We start from the raw sequence: 3643 nt of genomic DNA, 5'->3' as shown, positions 1-3643 counted from the left end.
GGTCGTAGATGTCACCACGACTGAACGCCAGCCCAGGTTGCAGGTCCTTCTTCAGCCGCTTGCTGGGCTTCAGTGGCTTGTTTCTGCGGGCGACACGCGGTGCCGGAGTTTCAAATTCCTCCGACGTGCGCTCATCTGCCAAGCCGGGATCGGGGTCATCTTCGTCTACGCCAGTCAGATCCTCCTCCCAGTCCTCAGACTCGTCTGGCGGATCGACAGGACGCCGCGTGACCGAGGCAAGAATCGGTTCAACGCGAAGATGCGGGGCCTGGCCACGGTGCATTCCAGCAGGAGGCTGTGGGGCGAGGCGGCGGATGATATCGTCTTCATCCGCTGGCATTTCCAAGTCTTGGTCACCCCTTCGCAAATCACGCCACTGTGACGCGACGGAGGAAAGGGCAGTCTCCAGGCAGCCGGTCGCAAATGCTGCCATCTTTCGGCCTCGTCCGGAGGCAGCAGTAACACCCTCCGCTGCCGCCGACCGGGACAGGTCAAGAGCACTCAAACCAAAGCCCATGGCGCAGCCCAGAGAGACAACACTGGCGAGCAGCATCGCGGCAGCAGGTGGCAGTGCCGGCGACGCCGCCACCATGATGAGGTTGTGCATGACGTCGCCCGCATTGCCGCCAAGACCTGAAATCAGTGGCCAGCCTGGAGCGGTGGGTATGGAGGACAAGAGAGCGCTGACCGCAACCGTGCACCCAAGCCAGGCGAGGATGCGGCGCAGTGGACGCTCGACACCTTCGTGCCCGATGAGTTGTACCGCCCATCGAACGGGAATCATGAATAGAGGCAGGACACCGAGACCGAGGAACTGCATCAATTCGTCAGCCACGACCGCCCCGGGGTACCCAAGCCAGTTGCTGGCGGCACGATCAAGTGCGTGATTGAGGGATGGATCATCCATCGACCAGGAGGCGAGCGCAAGACCAAGGGTGATGAGCAGAACAAACAGGCCAATGCCAGCAACTTCAAACAACCGGTTCTTGAAGAAGACACGGACTGCCTGTGGGACTGCACTGTCGTCGGTGTCGTAGGTTGGTTGATACGCCATCACAAGCCCCCACCGGAACATCCCGTCCCGGCCGTAACACATCGTTAAGACCATTTTGGCGAGGGTCGGTTAAGGGCTGGTTTAGAAACACGAACAACCGGCGGGATCTGACCGCCGGTTGTCTTGATAGCTGCCTGGCTATGACTAGTTGTAGGCTCGTTCTCCGTGGTCGACGAGGTCGAGGCCCTCCCTTTCCTCCTGCTCCTTCACACGCAGGCCGAGCACGAGCTTGCAGATCATCAGCGCGACATAGGAGACAATCGCAGTCCAGACCACAGCGATGACCACAGCCATGATCTGTGCATACATCTGGGCGCTGAAGGAATAGGGGACCACACCCACTGAAGTGTCTGCGGCGAGGTAGTCGACCACGCCCATGCCACCCAGGGCCGGATTGACGAAGATGCCGGTCAGCAGTGCACCAACGATGCCGCCCACTCCATGAACGCCGAAGACGTCGAGGGAGTCGTCGTAACCCAGTTTCGTCTTGAGCGTGACCACCGCCCAGAGACAGACGAAGCCAGCGACCAGGCCAATGATGATTGCACCTCCCGGTCCGACCCAGCCGCAGGCAGGGGTTATGGCCACGAGACCCGCCACCACGCCAGAGGCAGCGCCCAGCAGGCTGGGATGACCGCGAAAGAACCATTCACCGGCCGTCCAGGCGAGGGCGGCAGCTGCTGCAGCTATCGTCGTGTTGAGAATCACCAGAGCCGTGAGACCATTGGCCTCCAGACTCGATCCACCGTTGAACCCATACCAGCCAAACAGCAGCAAACCGGCTCCCGTCAGCACGAAAGTCAGGTTATGGGGCGTGATAGGGTCGCGACCGAAACCAACGCGCTTACCGAGCACATAGGCACAGACCAGACCGGCAACCCCGGCATTGATGTGCACAACGGTACCTCCTGCGAAGTCGATGGCGCCCAAGTTGAACAGATATCCATTGGTGGCATTGACCAAGGCACCATATTCTCCAAGGATCCCCGCTTTCGCTTCGTCAGTGGTCGCGGCAGAAAGAGCATCAAGCAACTGTCTGGCCTTGTCTTCTCCAACCAACCCAGAAACGACAGCCAGATTATCGGCAGAGAGTGTGTAGGCGTCAGGACCAGCCCAGAACCAAACCATGTGCGCCATGGGCAGATAGGCAAATGTAAACCACAGAACCATGAACAGCAGCACCGCCGAGAATTTCATGCGCTCGGCATAGGCCCCGACGATCAGTGCCGGCGTGATGCAGGCAAATGTCATCTGAAAGATCACGAATGCGAGTTCTGGAATGTTGGTTTCCTTGGAAAAGGTGCCGATTTCCGATGCCGGAGATACACCTGCCAGGAAGAATTTCGAGAACCCGCCTATGAAAGGATTGAGCGCACCGCTGGCGTTGCTGGTGAAGGCAAGCGAGTAACCGTAGATCACCCAGAGGATCGACATCACCGAGAAAATGACAAGGACCTGCATGAGAACGGAGAGTACGTTCTTGGCCCGCACCAGGCCGCCATAGAACAGGGCCAGCCCGGGGATGGTCATCAGCACCACGAAGCAGGTGGCGACAAGCATCCAGGTCGTATCGCCCTTATTGACGGTGGCTGCCGCCTGAGCAGTCGAGACAAAGGATGTAATGAGAGCAAGGCTGCATGCCCCCAGAAGGGCGGGCCTGCGCAGAATGTGCGTGAGCGTCATCTGATTGTTTCCTGTAGGCATGATGTTAGAGCGCAGCATGACCGGTCTCGCCGGTGCGGATGCGAACGGCCTGTTCGAGCGGCAGCACGAAGATCTTGCCATCTCCGATCTGACCGGTCTGGCCGGAGGACTGGATGGCTTCAACCACCTTGTCGGCAAGGTGCTCGTCCACTGCGAGTTCGATTTTCACCTTGGGCACGAAACTTACGGTATACTCTGCACCACGATAGAATTCGGTGTGACCCCGCTGGCGGCCATGGCCACGAACTTCCGTCACCGTAATTCCCTGGATGCCCAGCGCACCAAGTGCTTCACGCACTTCTTCGAGCTTGAATGGCTTGATGACAGCTATGACGAATTTCATTCACGCACCCCCATATGTTGGATTTCGTTTGATTCACAAGAATCATGCCAACTGGGCTTTGACATCTAAGTATATGTTATATAGAGAGAATATATTTTAAGACAGAAAAGGGGTGCCTATATATTTGGCAGTTTTTTGCCATGTGGAAGTTTATGCCTAAATATTAGTCTTTCTTCTCCGCGACCTTCGATCACCTGTCCCTTTGGCCGCAAATAGCGTTAACAAGCGCCATGTCCAAGTCTTACGACATCATTGTGATTGGAGCGGCGCTGAACGGGCTTGCGGCGGCACTGGCCCTTGCCGGCCCACAGGTTCGGCGGCCGCTGCGCGTGGCTGTGATCGACCAGCGCGACCCAAGGGCCTTTGCGAGCAGTGCCTTCGACGGGCGGGCCTCAGCTATCAGCACCGCTGCACGGCGCATGTTCGAGGCGCTCGGCATATGGCAGTTGGTGGCCGATCGTGCCCAGGCCATGACCGAAATCATAGTGACCGACAGCGCCACGCCCGGTTCACCTCGTCCAGTGCTTCTGGAGTTTGGCGAA

3 protein-coding genes and 1 pseudogene are annotated in these 3643 nt (G+C 58.3%); 1 reads left to right on the top strand and 3 read right to left on the bottom strand.

All coding sequences use genetic code 11. The features are described from left to right. The 3 genes from ACILRN_RS16170 to ACILRN_RS16160 all read right to left on the bottom strand — a co-directional run. Window positions 1-1054 (bottom strand): DNA translocase FtsK 4TM domain-containing protein (locus ACILRN_RS16170; protein WP_395689993.1); only part of this gene is annotated, 1054 nt, incomplete at its 3' end. Window positions 1055-1198: 144 nt separating this feature from the next. After that, on the bottom strand, window positions 1199-2737 hold the full coding sequence (locus tag ACILRN_RS16165) for an ammonium transporter (protein ID WP_395689992.1): 1539 nt from the start codon (window positions 2735-2737) through the stop codon (window positions 1199-1201). A 25-nt stretch (window positions 2738-2762) separates the two neighbouring features. Continuing rightward, window positions 2763-3101, bottom strand: coding sequence for a P-II family nitrogen regulator (locus ACILRN_RS16160; protein ID WP_395689991.1), 339 nt, complete (start codon window positions 3099-3101; stop codon window positions 2763-2765). A 230-nt stretch (window positions 3102-3331) separates the two neighbouring features. On the opposite strand from ACILRN_RS16160, the pseudogene ACILRN_RS16155 reads away from it, so the two are divergent. Continuing rightward, a pseudogene (locus ACILRN_RS16155) lies at window positions 3332-3643 on the top strand (2-octaprenyl-6-methoxyphenyl hydroxylase); the annotation flags it as partial.

Origin of the sequence: Aestuariivirga sp. (assembly GCF_044238155.1) — a bacterium.
In the GTDB taxonomy this organism is placed as follows: Bacteria; Pseudomonadota; Alphaproteobacteria; order Rhizobiales; family Aestuariivirgaceae; genus Aestuariivirga.
The sequence above is the reverse complement of the archived record's forward strand: the minus strand, read 5'-3'. Positions and strand labels throughout refer to the sequence as shown.